Origin of the sequence: Paenarthrobacter sp. C1 (assembly GCF_049315185.1) — a bacterium.
Classification (GTDB): Bacteria; Actinomycetota; Actinomycetes; order Actinomycetales; family Micrococcaceae; genus Arthrobacter; species Arthrobacter nicotinovorans.
Genome location: NZ_CP186052.1, coordinates 4,090,943 through 4,112,443, shown reverse-complemented (window position 1 = coordinate 4,112,443; position 21,501 = coordinate 4,090,943). Strand labels below are relative to the sequence as shown.

Genomic DNA, 21,501 nt, shown 5'->3' with positions numbered 1-21,501 from the left:
GGAGCAGGCTTAGCTAGACCAGCCCTCCGCGTTCGCCGATCGCCGCTTCCAAGGACCGGAGGACGGCAAAGGGGACTATCCCGCTGGTCCTCGGGTTCTGCGGACTGGGGTTGTTGCGGATCTCGAAGCGGTATTCGCCGGAGGGGCCCGAGGCTTCAATGACGTGGCTGGTCAGTGAGGCCTTCGGGTCGGCCGTCAGCCGCACCTGCACGCCGTCCCAATCCCCGACGGCCTCAGCCACGGCCGCTGCGACGTTGAGTGAGCGCGGAAACAGCCGTGCCGCTTCCTGGGCTGAGCCGAGGAAGACCTCCAGCGGTTCTGTGGTCGCTCGGATCCCATCGGCTTGCTCCTGTTCCATCCAAGGTTGGACCAGCGTTTCAGGAAGTTTGGTGGTGGAAACCACCACGGAATCGTAGGCGGCTTCCCTTGCGCCGGCTTCAAGGAGGTCGAGCCCGCCCACTGCGCCCGACGTCAGGAACAATCTCCCTGGACCGCACGCGTTCAAGCGTGCTGCCAGGCCCTGGTCGGCAAGGGCGCCGATGGAGGTGATCAGGAAATCTACGCCCGCGCCCAGGATCTTTTCAGCGTATTCAGCCACGGCGGACTGCCCCGCGCACTCCACGATCAGCTCGCAGCACTCCAGGGCCGCTTCCAAGGTCAGCGAAGGGAAGGGGCGTTCGACGGCGGGACGCCCGGTTCCGTTGTCGGTGCGGCTGATGATGCCGGCCAGTTCTGCGCCCACCACCTTGCCCAGGGAGATGTCCTCGGCGACGCGCGCGCCGATGGCTCCGTAGCCGATGATTCCTATGCGGTGGGACGTCATTCCTGTTTCACTTTCCGGCGTCAGCGGTGGGTACTGACTGTCCGTCCTCGAATTGGTCGATGGAAGCGGAAACCTTCCTGAGGAGCCCGCTGAGCTGGGTGATTTCCTTGGCGTTCAGCCCGGCCAGCATCTGGCGCTGTGTGGCGAGGTGCTCCTCGAAAATGGAGTCGATGACGTCTTTGCCGTGCGGGGTCAATTGCGCATAGACGACGCGTCGGTCGGTACGCGTGCGCACCCGCTCGATGAGGTTTTGTTCCTCCATGCGGTCCAGCCTGAACGTGATCCCGCCGGTGGTAAGCATTGACGAACTTGCCAGCTCGCCGGCTGTCTTGCGGTGTGGTTCACCGGAGCGGCGCAGGTTTGCCAGCACGTCAAAGGAGGCCAGTGTGAGTCCGTATTTTTCGAAAACTGAGTTTTCAATGACGCGCTGTTTGATGATGATCTGGGCCAAGCGCCCGAAGACGCCGATGGTACCGGCGTCCAGTCCGGGCTTCTCCCGGGCCCAATCCTCGAGGATGCTGTCCACTGTGTCGCTGGTGTCCGGTTGCTTACCCATGGTGGTCCATTCTCATCGTGGTTGCCCTTTTCATAAATAACTTAGCACTGACTTTCTCAGTACGAGGAAGATTGGTGCGTGAGTCCATCGGGTTTGTCCTGCTTGTCACTCAGATCTGGTTATCTTAGAGTTGAGATAACTAGATCCAAAGAGATAGTTGAATGCGGCGTCATCGAAGACGTCCGCAACAAGGCAGTAGCAACGAGAGAGGTCCATCATGAGTGAAGCTGTTGCAGCAACGGAGACCACACCCGAACTTGAAGCGATGATTGATTCGTCCATCGCTTCAAGGGATACGCGGCAGGTCGATTTCGACACCCTGAAGTTCCAAACGAAGGCCGGCGCCAAGTTCCGTCGTGGTCAGGTCCGTTACATCGGTTCAGGCGCCACGGGGGACCATTCCGGTGATACCAATGTCCTCCAAGCGGAGCATTTCACCTTCTCCAACATGGTTCTCCCGGCGGGATGCGTAGGTCCGGAACATACTCATCCCGATGTGGAAGAAGTGTTCTTCGTTCTTGAGGGACAGGTTGAATTCAGCGTTCACGATGTCGAAGACGGGACCAAGAAGGCGAGCCGGGTTCTGGGTTACCGCGATTTGATCCGTGTACCTGCCGGTGTACCCAGGAGCCTTCGAACGGTCAGCGACGAAGACGCATTGATCTGCGTCATTATCGGCTCCAGGAAGCCGGAGATTCCTTTCTACCCGCCGTCCTCCGAAATGCACGGGGTAACCCGGTAGTACGAGTCGGCAACCAAGTACGCCCGGAGCCTACTGGCAGGCTCCGGGCGTACTTGTGTGTGACCGCGATACCTCAAGCGACAACCGGGTCCTGAAGCTACAGGGCTTCCAGTTTGGCGGCTTGCTCGCGTGCATCGGCCTGATGGATTCTGCGGATCCTCGCTACGCCGAGATCGTGCTGGTACAGATTTTCTTCCCTGTCTGCGTCAGCTGCCAGGGCCTCAAGAACCTCGCGGTCCTGTTCCAGGACCACCCAGTGTTTTTCCTCCAGGGTTGCCTTGTACATGAACCTCCACACATCCCGTTCCCAGTCGGATACACGCCGGGTACGCCAGTGGAAGACGGCGGACGTCTCCTGGTCGATCGGCGTCGACATTCCCACGATTCCGAAAACGCCGCCTGGTCCCGCCGACCGGGCGTACGGAATTTCCAGGTCAACGTAGTCCATGCCCTCGCGGCAGAACTCAACCCAGTCGAAATTGACGCCGCGCTGATCTGTTTTCTCGAAGAAGAATCCCCGTTCCGTCTCACGGATCCGGAACCGCGCACTGGTATCGCCGCCGGACATTGAATGTGATTCACGGTGCAGGAAGGCGCCATGCATGGGGTCCAGAACGTTGTCCATGTAGAAGCGCCAAGGGCCCCTCCACTCGGCATAGTTGGAAAACCAGGCGACGGCGGGATCAGCCAGCCGGTCCGGGACCTTGAATTCCGGTACCTCGGAATCCTCCGTGAGCGGCATGAACGCAAAGATCGTGTCTGCTGCTTCAACAACGGAAAGCGACACCGTGGCAGTCTTGCCTTCCAAGGCACAGCCGGGCATCCCTGGAACGGAAACCACTTTTCCGGTCCCATCCACTTGGACGCCGTGGTACTTGCAAGCAATCCTGTCTCCTAGGTGCTGGCCCACAGACAACGGTGCACTACGGTGAGGGCACCGGTCCTCGAGCATGCGGACCTGCCCCCGGGCGTCACGGAACAGCAGCCAGTCGATGTTCAGCCTTTTGACCTTGACCATGGCTCCCGCACCGACGAACCGCGAGGGGATGATGGGGTACCAGCGGTCGCGAAGGCCACTGGCGGCCAATTCGGCGGCATCCATGTGATGGCGTACGCCCACTGCGTACTTCTTCTTTCCGGCTGGTCGTGATACCGGGGCGCCTGCTTGTCCGGAGGTCGGAGCTGTTGTGATGGTCATGGGCTATTCTCCTAGTCGTCGCATTTCGGCACGGAAGCTTTCTTCGTTCCAGGGCTCGCCGTTCGGTGCGTGCAAGCCGAGGGTGTTGAGTCCCGCAATGACTCCTTCCAAGTCATGCGTCCCCCCGCCAAAGATCTCTGCCAACGCTCCTGACAGCTTCTTCTCGTAGGGACCAAGGGGTTTCCCCAGGCGTGACTGGGCTGGATCCAGATACAGTTCAGGCATTTCCATCCTTTTCGGGTCGGGCGAAGGCGTGCAGGCCTTCTGCGATCTTGATGAACGATGTGGCCCACTCATTGAAGGAACCGGGACGGTTTCGGTGAGCGGGGATCCCGCAATGGTCGATGATGACGAAGACCCCGTTCCGGATGCCTCCGGCCACGCTCTGGGCTTTTGAGATGTCCGTATCGAGGGTTGGTGCTGCTGCAATCACCAGCGTGGGAGCTTGTACCTCGGACATCACGCCGGCCAGCTGGAGATCCTGGGGGTCCACCTCCGGGTCGCCCAGGATGAGGCTCATCACCAGCCCGGGATGGGTTGATCCCAGAATGACGGCGCCCAGGACATCCGGGCCGGTTGCCACGATGTGTACCGGACCGTTCTCCGCTTTCTTCAAGGCAACAGCAGCAGACTCTGCCCAGCCCCGGGCGCTCCCAGCAGCAGCGGAAGCCTGCTCCTCGGCCCACACCCGGGCGCCTAAGTCATCACGCTGGAAAGAGAACCACGAGTCCGTAGTGCCGGAACCACTCAGGCAGACAACGGGGTACTTGGGCATGGACAGCCCATCCGGGGAATCTGTGTCCATGACACGGCCGAGGCCAGGGTCGCTGAAATTCAAAGTTTCCATTCAGGCCTCCTCGTGCCCGGGCTGCGGGATGTGGACGGGAGGAACAAAAGGTCCCGGCTGGGGGACCAGCGCTGTGACGTCAACTTCGATGACGGCCGGTCCGCGGACGTCCAATGCTTCAACCAAGGCTTGGTCGAAGGTCCCCGGTGACTCTACGCGCCAAAACGTCAGGCTGAGCGAACGCGACAACAGCTCGAAGTCGGGAGTTCTGAGATCCACTCCCGCCCGCGCAAATCCATTGGCCTCCTGGAGGTTTCGGAGCACACCGTAACCGCCGTCGTTGAACACCAGCACCACACACCATGCGCCTGAACCGGCCAAGGAAGCGAGCTCTCCAAGGTGGACGGCCAGGCCGCCGTCGCCCACCATTACTGCAGTGGGAACCTCCGGCCGCGCGCAAGCAGCGCCGATGCCCATGGCCAGGCCTTGGCCGATGCCACCACCAACGGGAAAGACGTTGGTTTCCCTTGCGTAGATCGGAAGCAGCCGATTGCCCCACTGGCTGGAAGGAATCGTCACGTCCCTGGCGATGACCGATTCGCGGTGGAACCTTTGACGGATGCTTTCGCAGACCTCGGCGTATCCACCGATGTAACCGGAGAGCTGTTCCCGGACGGAGTAGCGGACCTGGCGGACCCTCTTCGGCCAGGACCCTGCGGCCGGATCGGCGTCGGACTGAAGCGGGCCCCGCCGGGCGTCCAGCTGCCCGTTGATGGCGGCCAGGATGCTCCGCGCGTCACCAAGCAGCCCAACATCGGCGGGATAGACGCGGCCGATGGCGTCGGCGTCGATGTCTATTTGGATATGGGGCGCGGGCAACGCCAGGTGGTAGTGCTTGGTTTCGTTGGATCGGAAGTGCGTGCCGATGCTGAGCAGCAGATCCGCCTCCGCCAGCAACCTTGATGCCTCCGGCGTAGTGGCAAAATTCCCGATGACCAGATTGTGGTCTTCGGGAACAACGCCCCGCCCGGAGTTGCTGCTCAGCAGCCCGGCTCCCAGACGCTCCATGAGGGAGGCCAGCGCTTCGCCTGCTCCGGCAGCCCCGCCACCTGCCCAGATCACCGGGCGCTTGGACGCGGCCAACAATTCGACTGCCTCGTTGAGGGCTTCGGCATCCACCTCGGGGGGAAGCCGCTCAGCGGCTTCGATGGCCCGCTGCTCATCGGGGCGCGCCAGGTATTGCAGGTCAGTGGGCCATTCGATGCTGGAGGGGGAATGCGGCAGCGACTGCAGGTGGGCAATGGCCTCCTCCAGATCGGCTTCGGCGTCCTTGCAGTTGAAGATGGTGCGCGCGTATCCGGAGACGGCGTCCAGCATTTGCAGTTGGCGTGGAACCTCGTGGATAACCCCGCGGTTCCCGCCGAGAAATTCACTGTCGATCTGGCCGGTAATGTGCAGGACGCGGCTTCCCGCCGTCAACGCCTCCACCATGGAGCCGGCCGCATTGCCGGCTCCGGTACCGGTGCTGGTCAGGGCAACACCGAACTTGCCGCTTGCCCTGGCGTAAGCATCGGCTGCATTCACCGCGGCGGCTTCGTGGCGCATGGGGATGAAGGTAAGTTCACGGTCCACGGCTTCCACCAGGGGGAGGTTGTGGATGCTGATGACGCCGAAGGCGGTGTCGATCCCGTGACGGCGCATCACCCTGACCAGTACGTCCCCGCCGTTGGGTCCGTTGGTTGATTGTTTCTGTGACATCGAGTCCCTTTCGTAGCTTGAGTGGTTGTCAGACGTACCGGTTCACGCCGCCGCCGACTTCCACCGTGGTTCCGGTGGTATAGCCGCTCAGTGGCGAAAGCAGCGTGACGATGTGGAAAGCCACTTCCTCCGCTGTGCCGAACCGGCCGAGTCCGATGCCCCTGTCCTTGGCTATTTCGGCACTCCAGTCGGCGTATCCGAGGTCGGACATCGCGATTTCGAAGCGCCGTCGCCACTGGCCTGTATCGATGAGCCCGAGCATCACTGAGTTCACGCGGATGCCGTCCGATGCCAGGTCCTCGGCGATCGAGTGCGTCAGGTTGAGCAGCCCGGCACGGGCTGCAGACGTCGCCGCAAGGCGAAGTTCCGGTTGCCGGGCCAGGATGGCGTTGACGTTGACTATCGCCGCGCCCGGCCGGCGGGTCGTCGACGACGGCGGTTGGCTTACCTCGACGGCGGACGCCGAGCGGGCAAGCGACGCGCGCGCGGAGCGGATCATGTTCCACGCCCCGAAAATCTTGAGGTCGAACTCTTCCCGGAATTGCTCGTCTGTGGTGTCTTCCAGTGTTGCCATCAGCGATCGTCCTGCGTTGCAGACCAGTCCGTCGATGCCACCGAAGCGCTTCAGTGTGGTGGTGATGAAGGCATCGGCAGCGTTCCGGTCCGTGACATCGCAGGATTCCAAAAGGATGGAATCCGGGTCGGCCCAAGAGAATTCGCTGAACGCTTCCTCAAGCCGGTCCACGTCCCGTGCGCATGCTGCTACCCGGGCTCCTTCGCCCAGGAGAAGCCGTGCGGTGGCGAGGCCAACGCCTGAGCTGGCTCCCGTCACCACCACTGTCCGATCTTTCAACTGCAGGTCCACGTACGGTTCTCCTTCTTTTTGATGTTCAAGGGGGTCCTCACTGCGCTGGCTACTGACCCATGACGAATCCGCCATCAACAACGATGTTTTGGCCGGTAATGAAAGCTGCTGAATCCGAGATCAGGAACTGCACCACGCCGGCCACATCGTCAGGAGTCTGCTCCCGGGCCAGGACCCGGCGGTCCTGGTAGAGCTGGAAGCGGTCAGCCGGGACCCGTTCGGTTGCTTCCACCCGGGTCAGCCCGGGAGCCACGGCATTGATCCTGACGCCGGCCGGGCCGGCGTCGCGGGCCATCGTCCGGGTCATGGACAGCACCGCTCCCTTCGACCCCACATAGTGCACAAGCCGGGGTGAGCCATACAGCGCAGCGTCCGAGGCAATGTTCACGATGGAACTGCCGGATTTCACCGCTAACTGCGGATAGAAATGCTTGCTCATCAACCACGTGCCAAAGGCATTGACGGTCATGACCCGTTGGAAGAAGTCGTCATCGAGTTCCCAAAACGCGTCCCCTCCCACCCCGTCGGCAAGCGCCGCATTGTTGACCAGGGCGTGAGCGCCCCCCAGTCTTTCCACAGCCGTGGCCAGCGCTGAGACGGAGGAGGCATCGGAGATGTCCGTGATGATCGCTGTTGCCGAGAGGCCCCGCGATCGCAGGGTGTCCTGGGCCGATTCTGCCAATTGCGGGCTTTTCTCGGCGAGCACAACGTGGTCCCCTCCAACGGCGAGCCGTTCGGCGATGCTGAATCCCAGCCCCCGGCCGGATCCGCTGACCACAACGAGCCGGCTCATGCCTGGCCCGCCCAGAAACGGAGCACGGCGTCGGCCATCAGCCCGGGCTGCTCCTGCAGTGCGGCGTGCCCTGCATCCTCAAGGATTTCGAACCCGGCTCCAGGGATGAGCTTTGACACCAAACGGGACTCCTCGACGCCCGTGACGAAGTCGTCCCGGCCGACGACGACGAAGGAAGGGACTTTGAGCGCAGTCAGGACAACTGTGTTGTTGGTCCGGGCCATCATCCGCGCCGCTGCCGAGTATCCCGGCAGGCGGACCGCCGCCATCTCGCGGCGCACGGTGTCGGCCACCGTCGTCGGCGTCACGGGGGAGACCAATCTGCGGAAGCGCCTGGCGGCAAAAACTTCAGGTCCGACGTCGCGGAGTTCATTGATCCGTTTGAGCATTCTGTCCGCCGATTCCTTCGTCAGGCAGGACCCTCGGGTGCTGCTGGCAAGGACCAAAGAGCGCACCAGCTCCGGATACCGTGCTGCCATCTGCGTGCCGATGACGCCACCCCATGACGTGCCAAAGACGTGGACGGGACCGCTGCCCAGCTCCGTAATCAATGCAGCCGCCACGTCCACATGGTCGTCGTGGACGGACGCGTCCGTGGATTGACCGTAGCCTGGCGCGTCCCAGGAGATGGTGCGGTAACCGTTGTTGCTCAATCGTTCCGCCAGGAGGGCGCATGAGTTGGCGTTGCCGCCGATCCCGTGCATCATCAGGACCGGGACCCCGGAACCGCGCATTTCAATGGATATGCCTTCGGACGACATCCAACGCATGGCCTTGTCAGTGGGTGGCATGGACAGCCTCCATGCTCAGGAAATAGTCACCGGATTCAGGCTGTACCAAGTCGCGGTACCCGGGATCGGCAATGCCCGCCATTGCACTGCGGACGGTTGCCGTGGGCGGTCCCGCGGTTCCCCATTGGTCGGACAGCTCAGGGGTTCGTCTCCATGTGCGGCAGAGCCAACTGTCTTCATCCACTTGGGCAACTTCCGAGGTGTATTCACAAACCAGGTTGTTTGGATCGGTGAAGTAGGAGAAGGTATTGTCGCCGGGGCCGTGCCGGCCAGGCCCCCACTGCGGGGCGATACCGTGCGATTTCAGGCTTCCTATCCCGCGCATGAAGTGGTCGATGCTTTGCATCTCGTAGGCAACGTGGTTGACGGAGGACCACGGCGCTTGGTTGAAGGCGATGACATGATGCTCGGCATTGCACCGGAGGAAAGCCATTTGGTGCTCCGACCAGTCGGAGATCCGCATGCCAAGCACTTGCGTATAGAAATCGGTGGCACGATCAATGTCCACCGTGTTCAGGACAACGTGGGCAATTTTCCGCGGCAGGGCGCGCCTGCCGCCGGGTTCCTGTGAGACCACTGCGTGGACGTTCGCGGACAGTTCCAGCAGCCGCCCTTCGGGGTCCACCAATTGCAGCCCGTAGCCGCCGGCTGCGTCATCCAGGGGACCGGGCTCCCGGAACAGCGGAATGCCAAGGGCTGCGAGTTTGACTGCCGCGACGTCCACGTCCCGTGGAGTGGAGAGGGCGAACGAGATGGAGCCGAGCCCGTTCTGCTCGGCCTGTTCCAGGCGAAGTATGTGGTGGTCCGAACCTGTTCCCCGCAGCCAGAACCTGTCGCTGTCTTCCTCCACGGTGGAGAGGCCCCAGACTTCATGGTAAAAATCCTTGGCTGCGACGGCCCGGGGGACCTTGAGGGAAACCGATCGGAGCGATCGGAGCTTGCATACGGGTTCAGCGGCGAAAAAAGTCATGGACAACCTTCCGGATTGAGTTGGGTGGGCGGATTGAGGATCAGAGGTCCAGGACGAGCTCCCGTGAGCGGCAACGGGAAACACAGACGAACATGGATCTGCTTTCGGCTTGTTCGGCTGGGCTCAGGAGGAAATCCCGGTGGTCGACGTCGCCTTCGACGACACCCACCTCGCACGTGCCGCAAATTCCTTCCGTGCAGGAACTCGGGACGTCGACTCCGGCCTGGTTGAGGGCATCCAGGACCGAGATGTCGGGGCCGACAGTGATGCGCTGGCCGGTGCTCTTGCACACGACATCAAAGCCGGTACTCTCCTCGGCGGTCGCGGAAGCAGGGACCGGGGCCTTGAACCGCTCCAGCCTGAGCCGGGAGGGGTCTTCGAGGGCAGCTTCAACGGCTTTCATGAGAGGTTCCGGACCACACACGTAGACGAGCGCATTTGCGTCGAGGGAACCTACCGCACCGGCAATATCCGCGAAGGTGCCATTGGCTTCGTCATCCGCATGGACTGTCACACGGTCCTGCGGCATGCCGGCTATTTCATCCAGGAACGCCATGGTGGCCCTGGACCGGCCAGTGTAAAGGAGAGACCAGTCCGCGCCATCACTTTCCAGCTGGCGGGCCATGGCGATGATTGGCGTTATGCCCACCCCACCTGCCACCAGTACGTAGCTTCCGGCCTCCTCCAATGAGAAGTTCGTCCGGGGACCCTCCACGTCAAGCAACGAGCCCACTGGGAGGTTCTCGTGAACAAACTTGCTTCCACCACGGGAGTCGGGGGTGCGGAGCACGGCCACCGTCCATGACGTTGAACTCGACGGATCCGAACACAGTGAATATTCCCGGGTGAGTCCATTGGGAAGGCGGAGGCTCAGGTGTGCCCCGGGAACCCACGAGGGAAGAGGGGCTCCTGACGGGTCGGTCAACGTGAGGCTGGTGACGCCGTCGGCCTCCCACTTTTTCTGGTGTACACGCAAAGTGCGGCGTGCAGGGCTGGTGCTCACTGAAGTGCCTTTCATTATTGTTCGACGGCGGGTTGCTGGGCCGCCCAGTCGATGGGCTTTCCGGACAGGTCCAGGTAGATGCTCTTTTGCCGCATATAGGAGCGGATGCCTTCGCGGCCCTTTTCGATGCCCAGCCCGCTTTCCTTGGACCCGCTGAACGGCGTCGAAATGCTGAACTGCTTGTAGGTGTTGATCCACACCGTTCCCGCCTGGATGGCTTTGGCTGTGCGCCATGCGCGGCGATAATCGCTCGTCCAAACACCGCACGCGAGACCAAAGACGGTGTCGTTTGCTTCCCGGACGAGGTCGGTTTCGTCGTCGAAAGGCAGGACCACTGCCACCGGTCCAAAGATCTCCTCCTGGCAAATGGCGGCCGAATTCGACACCCCGCTCAGGATGGTTGGCAGGAAGTAGGCTCCGGCATGCAGCGCCTCATCTTCCGGAGGCCCGCCACCACACAGCACAGTGGCCCCGTCCCGCCACGCAGCGTCCACCATGGCAGCCACACTGTCCCTGTGCTCGTGCGTCACCATGGGGCCCACTTGCGTGGCAGGATCGGAACCGGGACCAACGCGGAGCCGTTTGGCCCCATCGACAAGCCGGTTCAGGACTTCCTCAAAGATCGAACGTTGGATGAAGACCCTCGAACCGGCAATGCAACTCTGGCCGGTCGAAGAGAAGATTCCGTACAGGATGCCGGCCACGGCCTGGTCAAGATCGGCATCGGCGAACACAATCGTGGGCGACTTGCCGCCCAACTCCAACGTGATGGGCATGATCTTTTCAGCGGCAACCGCGCCCAGGGTCCGTCCGGTGGAGGTGCCACCCGTGAACGAGATCTTGCCGACCTGCGGATGGCGCGCCAGAGCGTCACCCACCGTCCGTCCCGGTCCCGGCAGTACGGAGAGCAGCCCGGGCGGCAGGCCGGCGTCGTCACAAATTCGGGCCAAGAGGAGCGAAACCCAAGGCGCCCACACCGGGGGCTTGATGATCACGGCGTTGCCTGCCGCAAGGGCTGGCGCAACCTTCTGGGCGTCGCTGGCGATCGGCGAGTTCCACGGCGTGATGGCACCCACCACGCCCACGGGCTCGTACATCGAAACAGAGAGGTAGTCGCCGCGGGAGGGAGTCAGAGCGTCCTCCAACGTTTCCAAGGCAGCCGCCGTGAAGCGGAAGGTGCCCGCGGCGCTGACGGCGAGGGCTCGGGTTTCAGCGAGCGTCTTTCCGGTGTCGAGGGTCTGCAGCTCAGCAATTCTTTCCGCATTGCCCAGGATGGCGTCACTGATCCGATGCAGCACTGAGGCCCGTTCGTGGGGGAGCATCCGCGCCCAACCACTGTTCTCGACCGCTTTCAAGCCTGCCTGGACGGCGGCATCGACATCATCGACCGTGGCTCCGTGCAACGTTGCGAAGCACGCGCCCGTGGCTGGATCGATTGACTCGATGAGCTTTCCGGCTCCTTGCCGCCACGTGCCTCCGACGTAAATCTCATCGGGTGTTGCAGGGGAGGGGCGCATCGTCTTGCTCGGCGCAGCTCCGGTTTTGTCGGGGTTCATGATCGAGTTCCGTCCGTCATTGATGGTGCGAAAGGGGAGGTCCACTGCCTGGCCGGCCTCAATGGCTGCGGAGCAGGGACGCGACGTGGGCGCGAAGCTCCACGAACCGGGGTTCCTGCTTGGTAGCCACTTGGTCCCTTGGCCGGGGAAGGTCCACCTCAACCGTCTCCGCGACAACGCTTGGAGGCGCTGAAAGGGCTATGACGTGGTCCGCCAGATAGATGCTCTCGTCGATGTCGTGGGTGACGACCAGGACCGTCACCCCCAAGGAAGCGTGGATGTCCAACAGGAGGTCTTCAAGATCGGACCGGGTCTGGGCGTCCACTGACGCGTACGGCTCGTCCATCAGCAAGAGCTTGGGGTTCGATGCCAGTGCCCTCGCGATGGCGGCACGCTGCTGCATTCCGCCGGACATTTGCCACGGGTACAGCTTTTCCTTGCCAGTGAGTCCCACCGCGTCGATCGCCTCTTGTACTCTTTGGCGTCTTTCTTCCACCGGGACGCTCCGCAAAGGAAAAGCGATGTTCTTATCGACGCGCATCCAGGGAAAGAGGGAACGTGAGTAGTCCTGAAAGACCATAGCGAGTCCGTCGGGCACACCTTTGACGGGTTTGCCGTTGAAGGTCACGGTTCCCTGGGTGGGGGTATCCAAGCCACTGATGATGCGCAGGAGTGTGGATTTACCGCAGCCCGAGGGGCCCACGATGACGCTGATCTTCCCGTGGGGGATGCTTGCTGTGATGCTCTTGACGGCCAGATTCTGTCCGTAGGATTTGGTGACCGCCTGCAGTTCGAGTTCAATGGCCTGCTCTGTGCTGGTTGCGCTAGTCATGTTGTTGTGTCGCTCCTCGGTGCCAGGACAAAGCCCGGCGTTCGACGATGTGGAATAAGACATTGAGAGCCACGCCCAGGAGACCAAGGACGATCAGGATGGCCCAGAAATTCGTGTAGTCGAAGGTCCGCTGTGTGGTGACCAGGAGGTAACCCAGTCCGTTCTTGGATTTCTGTAGTTCCGAAATGATCATGATGATGAGGGACAGCGACAACGATGTCCGTACACCAGCAAAGATTTTGGGCGAGGCGCCGGGCAGGATGACGTTGAAGAGCACATCCAAGGGGCGGATTTTGAAGACCGCCGCTGCCTGAAGCCGTTGATGGCCGATCGAGTTCACCCCGTCGATCGTGTTGAACAGAATGGGCCACACAACGCCGAAAGCGATGAGAAAGATCTTGGGGCTATCCCCGGTTCCGAACAGAAGGAAGAACACTCCCAGCAGTGCTGGACTGGGAAGAGAGCGGCCAAGGTGGATCAGGGGCTGGAAGAGCGAAGCCAGCACGGGAACGGAACCCAACGCAATGCCGGCCGCCACCCCGGCGGCTGTTGCCAGGGCCAGGCCTGCCATTGCCCTGGCGAGGCTCGGAATAAGGTGCTGGAAGGTAGCCTCGCCCAGGAAGAGCGATGAGATGTCGGGGCTGAGGAACTCATCGCCGGCGCGCACGAGCGCCGCCCAGGGACTGGCAATAAACAGGCCCGTGCCCGGTCCAGCGGACAGCGCCCACCAAATGCCAACGAGAACGGCCGGAACCACAAGCCGCAGAAGTATCCGGTCAGCTGCGATGCCGGAGCCATGCATGCGCGGTGCACGCGACTTAACGGCGGTGGTCATTGTGCCAGTCCTTTCTTCCAACTGAAGGCTGCTCGATCCACGACTGCGAAGGCGGTGTTGATCAGGACGCCGAGAACCCCGGCGATGAGAGTGGCGGCGTACACGGCGTCCAGGTTCCCGGCGTTGGTGCTGGCGAGAAGGATGTAGCCGCCGATTCCTTGTCCGCTGCCAATCAGCAACTCGGCGCTGACTGTCACGATCAACCCGATGGAAGCTGCCACCCTGACGCCGGTGAAAGCGAAGGGCAGGGCACTCATGAGCCTTATGCGCATCAGAAGTCCCAACGTTCCGACGCCCAATGTTTTGGCGGTAGCCACGGCAGTGGCGTCGGTGCCCCGGACGCCGTACATCGTGTTGAGGAGAATGGGCCACACGCTGGACAGGGCTACCGTGATGGCGATGGGTGCCACGCCTGCGCCAAGCAACAGCACGAGGATGGGTCCGACGGCGATCGACGGCAGGGTTCGGAAGACTTCCACGGGATATTCAAACGCCACGAATACCCTCGGGAAGGCGCCCATCAGGCCTCCGAGCAGGACGCCGGCCACGGCTGCGACTCCGAGCCCAAGCAACCACTCACCAATGGTGGTGACCATTTGGTTGAGAAAGACGGTGTTGGCCGCCAGCCCCGCAGCTTCACCGAAGACGCGGGTGGGGACGGGAAGGCCAGGCTTGGAGATCGCCCCGCTTTGGAGCAGGAGCTCCCACGCCGCCAGGATGCCGAGAGTCCCGAGGACACCAAGGACGAAGATCCTGGTGGGGCCGATGGGGGCCCTAAGGAGCCTCACTGCTTCCCCGGCGTGGTGTAGGTGGACTTGCCGGCATCAAACTTCTTGATGATGTCCTGCTTGATCAGGATGTCCGCCACAGACTGGACTTTCTCCACGCTCATGGCGGTTTCGAAGTGGGGAAGGGCCATGGTGCCGGCAACTTCCGCGGGCACTTTGGCGATGCTTGGCAGCCACTGCCGGAAGTCGGCTTCCTTGCCGGTGATGTCTTTGCCCGCCGCGTAGACGGCATCAACGAACGCCGCCGTGGTGTCGGGGTTGTCCTTAACAAAGTTGTTGCTCGCCACGAAGGTGGAGATGGGAAGGCCGGCGTTGGGGCCGCTGGAAAGGTCGACGACGCGCCGCAGGCCCGCCTTTTCGGCCGCCGAAGCAAAGGGCTCCGGAAGGTAGCCGGCCTCGATGGATCCCGCTTGCACGCCGGCGATCATTTCATTGAACGGAACCTCTACCCATGAGGGCTCAACATTGAGCCCCTGAGAGGAAACGAGGTTCCGGAAAGTTACGTCACCGATGGTGTTGGTGGTGTTGATGCCGATCGTTTTGCCGTCGAGGTCGGTGATTGCTTTGACGGGCGAGTCAGCCTTGACGAAGACGCCGAGGGACTGTGGTCCGAGGCTGCTCGTTAGGACCACCGTGGTGACCGGGGCCCCGCCCTCAACCGCGATGGCGGAAGAGACGGTGTTGGAAAAGCTGAGGTCCAGCTGGCCGGCGACGGCCTGCTGGATACCGATCGGTCCGCCCTGGATTGGTGTCAGAGTGACATCCAGGCCGGCCTTGTCGAAGTACCCGTGGTCTTTCGCCCAATAGACGGCGGCGTAGTCCGCAAGAGGAAGCACGCCGACATTCAAGCTGGTCTTTTCCAGCTTCCCGTCTGCAGTGCCGCCACCTTGGCTGGCCGGTTGTCCACAAGCCGTGAGGGTCATGCCAAGAGCGCTCACAAGTGCAAGCGATGCAAGGAGAGTCTTCCGCATCCGTGTGTTTCCTGTCGCGTCGAGGGTGGCCAAGCACGAGGAAGGATCCAAAGTGGCTTGACGTGAATTTACTCAGTACCAATTGTCTTAGTACTAAGATCTTTTGACTTGACCGATTCTTGCGGATTTTGTGATGCAGGTCAACATACGGGTTTTGTTCGGTGGAGATGTTGGCGGCTGGATTGTGGCACAGGTTGTGGCAGGTTAAGTGCGGTACCGTGCCAATTCGTGACGCTGCCTGCTTGGTTTTGGGCGCGCTCATCCTGGGCCGAACGTCGGAAAGGGAACTGGTCCCGCGACTTTTCTGCCCACTCGCCCGGTGGCAGCAGCATCCGGACAGCGAAGGCCCTGCCTGCCATCCCGGCGACGAGCCTGCTGCCATCAGGAGGAGGCCCGTTCAGTCCGCCACTGTGTCGCCGTGTCTGTGCGCTACTTTCCACACGCCGTCCTCACGGCGGTAAACCTGGGTCGCCCTCAGTGTGTATGTGCGGGCAGTGCCATTCAGGGTGACGGAGGTATGTTCCAAACCTGCCGTGTAGGCCATGTCCCCGATCACGTCGTAGGCCTGGAGTTCGAACTCATAGGACGTGCAGTCGGAAAAGCCGGCCCCCAGCGCTTCGAAGAGTTGATCGAGTTCCCGTTGTCCGTAGGCATTACGGAAAGCACCAAGCACGCTCACTGGCTCCTTGCGGGACCACAGCGCGCGCCGCGGAGCCGGATCACCGTTGTGGAGAGCCTGTTCTGCCTGATAGAGGGCGGATTTGATCCATGCGAGGAAGTCGTCTTTGTCGCTCATAGCCCCAGTATCCTCGCGGGCTGCCAGCCGGTGAAGGAGCAGTGGCCGGAAGGCTGGATCGGGCAGATAATGAAGTCAAAGCACGGCAAGCAGCGTCCGTGCCGGTAGGTGAGCAGCAATGCCGCGACAGGCAAACCTGCCCGTGTGGTGAGGAAGAATCCGGTGTCCTTGTCGGATGAAGAGCGCAGGAGCCTGGAGGAACTGGAGCGGGACCTGGCTGCGACGGATCCAGACCTCGCGCATGAACTGACGTCGGGCCGTCTTCGGGGAGCGAGGGCCCGCGCTGCTCTGGGCGTGCTTGCCGTACTCGGCGGCTTCGTGATGGTGATCGCAGGGATCATCACCCAACTGCTGGTGCTCGGTGTGGTGGGCTTTTTGCTGGCGGGTTCGGGGGCGTACCTGCTATTTGCCGGGACGTCGTTCCGGCGGCGCGGTGGCAGGCACGGCCACGGTCCTGCGACGTAGCGGGTGCAAGCAGCCTGAAGGCAGGCCCTCCGAGCTGGGCTCCTGCGCCCGCAGGCTTGCTAGGGGACAGGAGGTACCGGAGGCTGAACCGGGGTCTCCGTTTTCCTGGCAGGTTCAGGCTCACCGGGAGGCATCATTGTCCGCCATGCCAAGACGGCTCCGGCACCGATGACGCCCGCCAAAAGCGCAATCAACCAGCCCCATAGACGCGATGCAGGCTTCCTGGTCTGACGGGACAACGCGCGCGTAGCCCTCTTCACGGCCTTGGCGGCAGTGCGTCGGGCTTCTTTGGCGGTCTTCCTGTTCCCGGTAAGTGTGAGCATGACGCCGTGAACCACGGACGGGACGTCGGCATGGTTGATCCGGGCCAAGGCCCACCGCACCACGGCATCGCTCTGTGAGCTGCTTCCCTCCGCCGCGTGGGTTACCCATTCCCGGGCGAGATCCTGGACTGCAGGCAAGATGCTCTGCGGTTTGTACATTGCGCAACCCCTAACGGAGAGATGGCCTCGTGTGCCAGCCTACGCTGTGGGCTTGGTACGCAACAGGGAACACTAGTCCCGGATCACCGCGGCCAGCTCCACGGGCTTCTCCAGGCCGGCCCATTGTCCACTCAGGATCAGCTCGTGGTGAAGTTCCGGTGCCGCAGCGGTGGTCGCTGAAGCGTCTGCTGCCACATCCAGCACCCGGGTCACTTTCAACCGCAGCTCGCCTGCATTAATGATGGTCACGCCACTCCCCGATACCGGCGCCGAGGCACTCAAGTCGGGCACGCCGCCGTCGAGCGTTCCGCTGCCCTTGACCGTTACGCTGCTGGGGCGGGCTTCGGGCTCGCCCTCCACCAGCAGGGCCGCCTCTTCCTGGCCGGTGAGGATGGCCGTGGCCAGGGCCTTGACGTAAACCGGGTCGGCGCAGGCGTCGTAGACCCAGCGCTTGCCGAGGACCGAATGGTCCATGGTGCCGATCAGCCATTCCTCGGCGCCACCCAACTCGTGTCCGCGATAGCTGAGGGGAACCTGGTAGATCCGCTCGCCCGCAGCCACCACGTGTGTTTCGAGGCCGACCTCGCCGGCGGGATCGTCGAAGCGGTAGGCGCCGATGAGTTCCGGGGTACCGTCCTGGATGAACCACGGCTGCGTCGGCAGATAGTCAGCGATGATTTCGAGCTTGGTGGGGGACAGGTTTGCTTTGTGTATGATCGCCATGTCCCCCAGCCTAGGGCAGCCCGGATCCTGTCTCTAAGCAGGGTTCGATGCGTGGGCTCGGCTCTGCTCTGTTTACAATCAAAGGGACGTCGACCACTGAGGGAATCATGAAGAAACTCACCACTGTCCTGATCGCTGCCGGGCTGCTTGTCTCGGCTTCCGCTTGTTCCGCTCAGCAGCAGCTGACCACCAAGGAAACCTGCGACCGCGTGAACGTCGCCGCGGCCGGCGGCATCTCGCAAAACCCGAGCCGGACCCTTTCCACCCGTGCAGCGAACGCTGTCCGGCCCATTGAGTCCGTGGCCTCCGACGAAATGAAGCCCGTGGTCACCGCCATCCTCGAATACCTGGACGAGCAGTCCAAGGAGAACCCGAACGAAGAACGGATGGGTGAACTGACCACCGCTTTCCAGGAAGCCGGAGCCAAGTTCGGCCAGCTCTGCACCGCTGGACAGTAGTACTTCCGCTTCCAACGCTCTCCCACCTGATGCTCCCGCGGGCTTGATGGTGGGGGAGCGTTTTTTTGCTGCGCCCGCGCCCTCCGTTTCGATGCGTGGCTGCACGTTCGATGCGGCGCGCGGCATCTTTGGCAGCGATCCAACGAACCGGGCTACCCAAGTTCCGGAACGGTTGCAGTAGGCTCTCCGAATGACCCAACCCGACGCAAAAAAGCGCCTTCTCGCAGCCTATGACCAGCAGCTTCGCACGGATGCGGAGACTTCGGACGCCCTCACGGTCACCGGGAATGGTCCGCTCCGGCTGGCCACGTTCATGGGTGGGCGCGGGTTCATCACTTACCGGGACTTGGGCGGGGCGGGCCGGGATGGCATTCGTCGCCTGGTTGCCGAAGCGATCGCCTATTTCGAAGACCAGCCCGGAATCAGCCGGGTCGAGTGGAAGACGCGCGGGCATGATCACGCCCCGGGACTCCACGAAGCACTTGTCGATATGGGCTTCACCGCTGATCCGCCTGAGTCGATCATGATCGGCGAAGCCCAGGCGTTGAGTGCGGACGTGCCGCTTCCCGACGGCGTGACGTTGCGTCGCGTCGTCGACGAACCGGACGTGCGGGCGATGACAGCGATGCAGGATGAAGTCTTCGGCGAGCCGGTTTCGAACGACATGGCTGATGCCCTGCTGCATCGGATGTCCCTGGACGACACCATGGAACTGTGGGTCGCCGAGGCGGAGGGCCGCGTCATCAGTGCCGGGCGCCTCGATCCCGTGGCCGGAACCGAATTTGCCGGTATTTGGGGAGGTGCAACCCGTCCGGAGTGGCGTGGCCGCGGGATTTACCGGGCACTCACTGCCCGCCGCGCCCAGTCAGCCTTGGCTCAGGGCAAAGCATTTATCCAGAGCGACTCAACCGAGTACTCACGCCCGATTCTGGAACGCTCGGGATTGGTTAAGGTTTCGACGACGACGCCGTACCGCTGGGTGCGCGGCTGACCTCCGCATTGCTTTGGGTGATGGTTGCAATGTATAGATGTATACAAGTACACCTTCTGGACAACCTTCTGGACGACCTTCTGGACGACCTTCTGAACAGCGGCGGCAATTTTGGCAGATCCACAACCCCGGAACACTGGAGCGCACCTCGTTTACAACGAGCTGAAGCGGCGAATCCTCAGCCTCGAACTCAAACCCGGTGAACGCATCTACGAGCCGGCAATGGCCACGGAGCTCCAGGTCAGCCGGACCCCGCTCCGGGAAGCGATCCGTCGGCTGATCTCCGAAAGCCTGCTTGAGCAGCAACCCACTGGTGGAGTGCTTGTTCCGCTGCTGGACGAGAAAGCCATTTCCGAGTTGTACGACGTCCGGGCCGCCTTGGAGTCCCTCATGGCACGGGAAGCATGCGCCAATGCCACTGCAAAGGACCTCGAAGAGCTTCAAGGGATCGTGGCCCGCAATGCCGCGTTGGTGGACTTTGCCGATGAAGCCATGAAGTACGGGGTTGCCCTGCACGCCGCCATCGCCAAAATCGCCGGAAACTCCTGGGCACAGCGCTTTCATGAGCAGATCGCCAGCCAGGTTGAACGGTACCGGTACTTCACCAACAACGCCCCCGAACGTCGTGAAGAGGCGCTCGCCAATCACCGGCTACTGGTGGACGCCATTGCCTCCAAGGACGCGGAGAAGGCGGCCCGGGTTGCCTTCGACCACGTCATTGGTGCCCGCGACGAGACGTTGCGGGTCATTTCCCACAAGGGCCTCGACGTCCAATGATCGGCGAACTGGGCCGACGCTCGTCCACGGCACTGCTTGTCCACTCGGCATTGATCCAGGCAGTGACCTTCCTGGTCCGCCCTGCTGCCACCTATCGGGCCCTTGAACTTGATGTTCCGCCGTTTGCGTTGGGTGTCCTCGCAGCCAGCTATGCGGTTTTCCCGTTGCTGCTGGCGCTGCCCATCGGCGGACTTGTGGACAGATTGGGTGAGCGTCGCCTCATGGCGATCGGGGCCGCCGTCGTTCTTGGTTGTTCTGCTTTCCTGCTGTTTTGGGGAACGTCGGTGGCTGCGCTGGTGGCCGGCACAGCGCTTCTTGGGGCGGGGCAATTGGCGTGCGTGGTAGGCCAACAGGCGGTGGTGGCGAACAACGCGGCGTCGTCGCGCCTGGACTCGGCATTCGGGTATCTGACGTTCGCCGCCTCACTGGGCCAGGCCCTCGGCCCGTTGGCCATCTCAATGGTGGGCGGCGCGACCGTGCACCCGAACACCGAGGCCATCTTCATCCTTTCGGTCGGCATGAGCCTGGTGCTGTTCTTGACCACGTTCGTGATTTCCCGCAAAGTCAGCGGCCGGACAAACAGGGCCAAAGCCAGGAACGCGCCCAAGGGCGGGGCGATCGCGTTGCTGAGAACACCGGGCGTCGCCCGGGCGCTTGCCACGAGCGCGACGGTTCTGGCCGTCGTCGACCTGACCGTCGTTTACCTTCCCGCCCTCGGTGCCGAACGCGGCCTGACGGCGGCCACCGTGGGTCTGATGCTGACTGTCCGTGCGCTGTTCTCCATGGTTTCCCGCATCGGCCTCGGCAGCATGTCGCGCAAGCTGGGACGTATGAAGCTGCTGGTCCTGAGCCTGGCCATCTCCACCGTGGCCCTGGCAGTGGCGGCCATTCCGATGCCGGCCTGGCTGCTGTTCGTTGTCATGGCGTTCCTGGGCCTGGGGTTGGGAATCGGGCAGCCCCTGACCATGTCGTGGCTTTCAGCGCAGGCCCCCGCCGGCCAACGGGGTCGCGCGCTGGCCTTGAGATTGGCGGGCAACAGGGTTGGCCAAGTGGTGCTGCCCAGCGCCATCGGCGTTGTCGCCGTCGGAATGGGCGCGGCGGGAGTGTTCCTGGCGTCTGCAGTTGCCGTGGGCGGAACGATGCTGCTGCTGCGGGGTGTCCGACTGGACGACTGATTTCGCCGTCACGTTCTGCCCCTTGGCCGCACTGCTAATTAGGCGGGAAAGTAAGGGGGCGGTTCGCAATGGAGAAATGCACGGTGTTCGTGATGGCGGATCCGGATGCCTTGCCGGTGCGGTACTACAAGGCGTGGGAGTACTTCCTGCCGGGCGATGAAGTCGACGTCAGGCACGCCGGTGGTGCCCCCACCCCCGGTGTGGTCGTGGCGGTCATGCCGGACGGCAGCGGAATATGGGTCTACATCAACGGCGTCGGGCAACGGCTTTTCGGCGTGGAGGAAGACGTGGACATCACGGTCATCGGGACTCCGGCAGGCGCCGACCGGGAGAAAGCATGAAATCGCACCTGGTGGCGGCAGCGCG

At 62.5% G+C, this 21,501-nt stretch carries 26 protein-coding genes; 7 read left to right on the top strand and 19 right to left on the bottom strand.

Annotation, left to right across the window (positions count from 1 at the left end):
- Nucleotides 1-13: 13 nt before the first annotated feature.
- Nucleotides 14-823 carry an aspartate dehydrogenase domain-containing protein gene (locus ACNAOU_RS19210; protein ID WP_422757518.1) on the bottom strand — a complete coding sequence of 270 codons (810 nt, stop codon included), beginning with the start codon at nucleotides 821-823 and terminating at the stop codon, nucleotides 14-16.
- Between the two features lie 7 nt (nucleotides 824-830).
- Nucleotides 831-1,379, bottom strand: a complete 549-nt coding sequence (locus ACNAOU_RS19205) for a MarR family winged helix-turn-helix transcriptional regulator (protein ID WP_018778262.1) — start codon at nucleotides 1,377-1,379, stop codon at nucleotides 831-833.
- A gap of 217 nt (nucleotides 1,380-1,596) precedes the next feature.
- Between ACNAOU_RS19205 and ACNAOU_RS19200 the strand changes: the two genes are divergently transcribed.
- Nucleotides 1,597-2,121, top strand: a complete 525-nt coding sequence (locus ACNAOU_RS19200) for a cupin domain-containing protein (RefSeq protein ID WP_018778263.1) — start codon at nucleotides 1,597-1,599, stop codon at nucleotides 2,119-2,121.
- 97 nt (nucleotides 2,122-2,218) lie between these two features.
- Here ACNAOU_RS19200 and ACNAOU_RS19195 read toward each other — a convergent pair whose 3' ends face one another.
- The 15 genes from ACNAOU_RS19195 to ACNAOU_RS19125 form a co-directional block, all read right to left on the bottom strand.
- A complete protein-coding gene (locus tag ACNAOU_RS19195; protein ID WP_422757517.1) occupies nucleotides 2,219-3,319 on the bottom strand; it encodes a Rieske 2Fe-2S domain-containing protein in 1,101 nt (366 codons plus the stop codon).
- Between the two features lie 3 nt (nucleotides 3,320-3,322).
- Complete coding sequence (locus ACNAOU_RS19190) at nucleotides 3,323-3,544, bottom strand: recombinase-like helix-turn-helix domain-containing protein (protein ID WP_018778265.1); 222 nt, start codon at nucleotides 3,542-3,544, stop codon at nucleotides 3,323-3,325.
- Nucleotides 3,537-4,166, bottom strand: a complete 630-nt coding sequence (locus ACNAOU_RS19185; RefSeq protein ID WP_422757516.1) for an alpha/beta fold hydrolase — start codon at nucleotides 4,164-4,166, stop codon at nucleotides 3,537-3,539. The genes ACNAOU_RS19190 and ACNAOU_RS19185 overlap by 8 nt, the downstream gene beginning before the upstream one ends.
- A complete protein-coding gene (locus tag ACNAOU_RS19180; protein WP_422757515.1) occupies nucleotides 4,167-5,864 on the bottom strand; it encodes a thiamine pyrophosphate-binding protein in 1,698 nt (565 codons plus the stop codon).
- A 28-nt stretch (nucleotides 5,865-5,892) separates the two neighbouring features.
- Nucleotides 5,893-6,729: an SDR family oxidoreductase gene (locus ACNAOU_RS19175; protein ID WP_189076244.1), complete on the bottom strand. Its 837-nt coding sequence runs from the start codon at nucleotides 6,727-6,729 to the stop codon at nucleotides 5,893-5,895.
- Nucleotides 6,730-6,778: 49 nt separating this feature from the next.
- Complete coding sequence (locus tag ACNAOU_RS19170) at nucleotides 6,779-7,522, bottom strand: SDR family oxidoreductase (protein WP_055972697.1); 744 nt, start codon at nucleotides 7,520-7,522, stop codon at nucleotides 6,779-6,781.
- Complete coding sequence (locus tag ACNAOU_RS19165) at nucleotides 7,519-8,313, bottom strand: alpha/beta fold hydrolase (protein ID WP_189076243.1); 795 nt, start codon at nucleotides 8,311-8,313, stop codon at nucleotides 7,519-7,521. Before ACNAOU_RS19165 ends, ACNAOU_RS19170 begins: the two co-directional genes overlap by 4 nt.
- A complete protein-coding gene (locus ACNAOU_RS19160; RefSeq protein ID WP_039243035.1) occupies nucleotides 8,300-9,283 on the bottom strand; it encodes a VOC family protein in 984 nt (327 codons plus the stop codon). Before ACNAOU_RS19160 ends, ACNAOU_RS19165 begins: the two co-directional genes overlap by 14 nt.
- A gap of 40 nt (nucleotides 9,284-9,323) precedes the next feature.
- Nucleotides 9,324-10,286 carry a PDR/VanB family oxidoreductase gene (locus ACNAOU_RS19155; protein ID WP_209783749.1) on the bottom strand — a complete coding sequence of 321 codons (963 nt, stop codon included), beginning with the start codon at nucleotides 10,284-10,286 and terminating at the stop codon, nucleotides 9,324-9,326.
- A 14-nt stretch (nucleotides 10,287-10,300) separates the two neighbouring features.
- Nucleotides 10,301-11,842: an aldehyde dehydrogenase gene (locus tag ACNAOU_RS19150; RefSeq protein WP_345799336.1), complete on the bottom strand. Its 1,542-nt coding sequence runs from the start codon at nucleotides 11,840-11,842 to the stop codon at nucleotides 10,301-10,303.
- A gap of 58 nt (nucleotides 11,843-11,900) precedes the next feature.
- On the bottom strand, nucleotides 11,901-12,674 hold the full coding sequence (locus tag ACNAOU_RS19145; protein WP_039243034.1) for an ABC transporter ATP-binding protein: 774 nt from the start codon (nucleotides 12,672-12,674) through the stop codon (nucleotides 11,901-11,903).
- Entirely contained in the window at nucleotides 12,667-13,509 is an 843-nt protein-coding gene (locus tag ACNAOU_RS19140; RefSeq protein WP_275776412.1) for an ABC transporter permease, read from the bottom strand. Before ACNAOU_RS19140 ends, ACNAOU_RS19145 begins: the two co-directional genes overlap by 8 nt.
- Nucleotides 13,506-14,297: an ABC transporter permease gene (locus ACNAOU_RS19135; protein ID WP_039243033.1), complete on the bottom strand. Its 792-nt coding sequence runs from the start codon at nucleotides 14,295-14,297 to the stop codon at nucleotides 13,506-13,508. Before ACNAOU_RS19135 ends, ACNAOU_RS19140 begins: the two co-directional genes overlap by 4 nt.
- Complete coding sequence (locus ACNAOU_RS19130) at nucleotides 14,294-15,220, bottom strand: ABC transporter substrate-binding protein (protein ID WP_227453580.1); 927 nt, start codon at nucleotides 15,218-15,220, stop codon at nucleotides 14,294-14,296. Before ACNAOU_RS19130 ends, ACNAOU_RS19135 begins: the two co-directional genes overlap by 4 nt.
- Nucleotides 15,221-15,665: 445 nt before the next feature.
- A complete protein-coding gene (locus ACNAOU_RS19125) occupies nucleotides 15,666-16,064 on the bottom strand; it encodes a nuclear transport factor 2 family protein (RefSeq protein ID WP_018778278.1) in 399 nt (132 codons plus the stop codon).
- Nucleotides 16,065-16,226: 162 nt separating this feature from the next.
- Here ACNAOU_RS19125 and ACNAOU_RS19120 point away from each other — a divergent pair, with 162 nt between their 5' ends.
- Nucleotides 16,227-16,529, top strand: coding sequence for a DUF3040 domain-containing protein (locus tag ACNAOU_RS19120; protein WP_026267248.1), 303 nt, complete (start codon nucleotides 16,227-16,229; stop codon nucleotides 16,527-16,529).
- Between the two features lie 59 nt (nucleotides 16,530-16,588).
- On the opposite strand, the gene ACNAOU_RS19115 is transcribed toward ACNAOU_RS19120, so the two are convergent.
- Nucleotides 16,589-17,011, bottom strand: coding sequence for a hypothetical protein (locus ACNAOU_RS19115; protein ID WP_039243029.1), 423 nt, complete (start codon nucleotides 17,009-17,011; stop codon nucleotides 16,589-16,591).
- 72 nt (nucleotides 17,012-17,083) lie between these two features.
- Nucleotides 17,084-17,734, bottom strand: a complete 651-nt coding sequence (locus ACNAOU_RS19110; RefSeq protein ID WP_422757514.1) for a CG0192-related protein — start codon at nucleotides 17,732-17,734, stop codon at nucleotides 17,084-17,086.
- 107 nt (nucleotides 17,735-17,841) lie between these two features.
- On the opposite strand from ACNAOU_RS19110, the gene ACNAOU_RS19105 reads away from it, so the two are divergent.
- From ACNAOU_RS19105 to ACNAOU_RS19085, 5 genes are all read left to right on the top strand, one after another.
- Complete coding sequence (locus ACNAOU_RS19105) at nucleotides 17,842-18,192, top strand: hypothetical protein (protein WP_018778282.1); 351 nt, start codon at nucleotides 17,842-17,844, stop codon at nucleotides 18,190-18,192.
- 190 nt (nucleotides 18,193-18,382) lie between these two features.
- Nucleotides 18,383-19,183 (top strand): GNAT family N-acetyltransferase, encoded by an 801-nt coding sequence (locus ACNAOU_RS19100; protein WP_422757513.1) that lies wholly within the window; start codon nucleotides 18,383-18,385, stop codon nucleotides 19,181-19,183.
- A gap of 111 nt (nucleotides 19,184-19,294) precedes the next feature.
- The gene (locus ACNAOU_RS19095) at nucleotides 19,295-19,960 is read left to right on the top strand and encodes a GntR family transcriptional regulator (RefSeq protein ID WP_039243027.1); all 666 of its coding nucleotides are present in this window, start codon (nucleotides 19,295-19,297) and stop codon (nucleotides 19,958-19,960) included.
- A complete protein-coding gene (locus ACNAOU_RS19090) occupies nucleotides 19,957-21,135 on the top strand; it encodes an MFS transporter (RefSeq protein ID WP_422757512.1) in 1,179 nt (392 codons plus the stop codon). Before ACNAOU_RS19095 ends, ACNAOU_RS19090 begins: the two co-directional genes overlap by 4 nt.
- 68 nt (nucleotides 21,136-21,203) lie before the next feature.
- Nucleotides 21,204-21,476: a hypothetical protein gene (locus ACNAOU_RS19085; RefSeq protein ID WP_422757511.1), complete on the top strand. Its 273-nt coding sequence runs from the start codon at nucleotides 21,204-21,206 to the stop codon at nucleotides 21,474-21,476.
- Nucleotides 21,477-21,501: the final 25 nt, after the last annotated feature.